A 2,598-nucleotide genomic window follows, 5' to 3' on the forward strand; every position below is an offset into this window, starting at 1 on the left:
TCTCCGTCCCTGAAGAGTTTCCATTTGGTCGGGCGGAAGGCGATGCGGCTGTGGTCGCCGGCGGCGGCGCGTTCGGGCGAGAGTTCGATCTCGACCGGCGGGTGATTGCGGCCGAGGTCGAGTTCGAGATGGCGGGTGCCGGCGACGCGGCGGCTGGCGGTGACGAGGCCGGCGAGACAGCCGCCGCAGCCGTCGATCAGCTCGATGTCGTGCGGGCGGAAGTGCAGGTCGGCCGAGCCGTCCGGCTCGGCCGGGGCCCTAAGGCCGATCGGCCGGTCCTCGAACCAGATCTCACCGTTCTGGAGCGTCACGGCGAGGCAGTTCGACTGGCCGATGAAGCCATAGACGAAGGGCGAGACCGGATGGTCGTAGATCTCGTCCGGGGTGCCGACCTGCTCGATCGCGCCCTGGCGCATCACCACGACCCGGTCGGCGAGTTCCAGCGCCTCCTCCTGGTCGTGGGTGACGAAGATCGTCGTGTGGCCGGTGCGGTCGTGGATCTCCCGCAGCCACTTGCGCAGTTCCTTCCTCACCTGGGCGTCGAGCGCGCCGAAGGGCTCGTCGAGCAGCAGCACGTTCGGTTCGACCGCCATGGCGCGGGCGAGTGCGACGCGCTGGCGCTGGCCGCCGGAGAGCTGCGCCGGATAACGCTTGTCGAGGCCGGAAAGCTGCACCAGCTCGAGGAGATCGAGGGCCCGCTTACGGATCTCGGCCGCCGGCGGCCGGCGGTGGCCGGGCCGCACCTTGAGGCCGAAGGCGACGTTGTCGAGCACCGTCATGTGGCGGAAGAGGGCATAGTGCTGGAAGACGAAGCCGATGTTGCGCTGCTGCACCGTCTTTTGCGAGGCATCCTCGTCGCCGAAGAAGATCGTGCCGCCGGTCGGGCTTTCGAGCCCGGCGACGAGGCGCAACAGCGTCGTCTTGCCGGAGCCGGAGGGACCCAAGAGCGCGATCAGCTCACCGGAGCGGATGTCGAGCGAGACGTCGTCGAGCGCCGGGAAGCGGCCGAATTCCTTGCGGATGTTGTGAACGCGCACGTCCATGGCGATACCTTTCGAATGCGGGCTTTCCCGGTCAGTGCCTGCGGCTGGCGGCGATCTCGGCGCTGTAGCGGATCTCCAGCGCCGTCTTCAAAATCAGGGTGATCAGCGCCAGCAGCGCCAGCAACGCCGCCACCGCGAAGGCGGCGACGAAGTTGTATTCATTATAGAGGATTTCCACCTGCAACGGCATGGTGTTGGTCTCGCCGCGGATGTGGCCGGAGACGACCGAGACGGCGCCGAACTCGCCCATGGCGCGGGCGTTGCATAAGAGCACGCCGTAGAGCAGCCCCCATTTGATGTTCGGCAGCGTCACGTGCCAGAAGGTCTGCCAGCCCGACGCCCCCAAGGACAGCGCCGCCTCCTCGTCGCTACTGCCCTGTTCCTGCATCAACGGGATCAGCTCGCGGGCGACGAAGGGGAAGGTGACGAAGACGGTGGCGAGCACCAGGCCGGGCACGGCAAAGAGGATCTGGATGCCGTGGCTCTGCAGCCACGGGCCGATCAGGCTGTGCGAGCCGAACAACAGCACGAAGACGAGGCCGGAGATCACCGGCGAGACCGAGAACGGCAGGTCGATCAGCGTCGTCAGGAAGGCCTTGCCCTTGAACTCGAACTTGGCGATCGCCCAGGCGGCGGCGACGCCGAAGACGAGGTTGAGCGGCACGGCGATGGCGGCGACGGTCAGCGTCAGGCGGATCGCCGAGAAGGTCTCGGCGTCGCCGAGCGCCATGACGAACTCGGCCGGCCCCTTGCGCAGCGCCTCGGTGAAGACGGCGGCGAGCGGCAACAGCAAAAACAGCGCGACGAAGACAAGGGCGGTGATCGTCAGCGTCAGCCGGGCAAGGCGGCTTTCCGAGGTGGCGGCGGCAAGCTGCGGCAGGGCCGCTTGCCGGCCGGGGCTTGCCACGGAGCTGGCGGTCAGATCATGCGACATAGACATATCTCCGCCGGCTCCAGGCCTGGATCGAGTTGATGAACAACAGCATCGCAAACGAGATCGCCAGCATCACCGCGGCAATCGCGGTGGCGGCGGCGTAGTTGAACTCCTCCAGCCTTATGACGATCAACAGCGGCGCGATCTCGGAGACATAGGGCAGGTTGCCGGCGATGAAGATCACCGAGCCGTATTCGCCGACGCCGCGGGCAAAGGCGAGCGCAAAGCCGGTGAGGCCGGCCGGCATCAGCCCCGGCAGCAGCACCCGGCTGATCGTCTGGAAGCGGCTGGCGCCAAGGGTGGCGGCGGCCTCCTCGACCTCCTTGTCGATCTCCTCCATGATCGGCTGCACGGTGCGCACGACGAAGGGCAGGCCGACGAAGATCAGCGCGACGACGATGCCGGCGGGGGTGAAGGCGACCTTGAGGCCGAGCGGCTCGATGACCTGGCCGATCCAGCCATTGGGCGCATAGAGCGTCGTCAGGGCAATGCCGGCGACCGCGGTCGGCAGCGCGAACGGCAGGTCGACCATGGCGTCGACCACCCGCTTGCCGGGGAAACGATAGCGCACCAGCACCCAGGCGAGGATGACGCCGAAGATCAGGTTGATCACCGCGGCGA

General features: G+C 67.4%; 3 protein-coding genes. All 3 read right to left on the bottom strand.

Annotated features, from left to right (window positions below):
- Positions 1-1,043 (bottom strand): sulfate/molybdate ABC transporter ATP-binding protein (locus AC0C6X_RS30000; protein ID WP_472956667.1); only part of this gene is annotated, 1,043 nt, incomplete at its 3' end.
- A 31-nt stretch (positions 1,044-1,074) separates the two neighbouring features.
- Complete coding sequence (cysW, locus tag AC0C6X_RS30005; RefSeq protein WP_472956669.1) at positions 1,075-1,977, bottom strand: sulfate ABC transporter permease subunit CysW; 903 nt, start codon at positions 1,975-1,977, stop codon at positions 1,075-1,077.
- A partial coding sequence (gene cysT, locus AC0C6X_RS30010; protein ID WP_472956671.1) for a sulfate ABC transporter permease subunit CysT occupies positions 1,967-2,598 on the bottom strand: 632 nt, incomplete at its 5' end. The genes cysW and cysT, both read right to left, overlap by 11 nt.

The organism is Ensifer sp. VA4 (assembly GCF_055710065.1).

Bases quoted from the DNA above. Each gene is read 5' to 3' on its own strand.
- cysW (WP_472956669.1), bottom strand. From the start codon at position 1,977: ATGTCGCATGATCTGACCGCCAGCTCCGTGGCAAGCCCCGGCCGGCAA.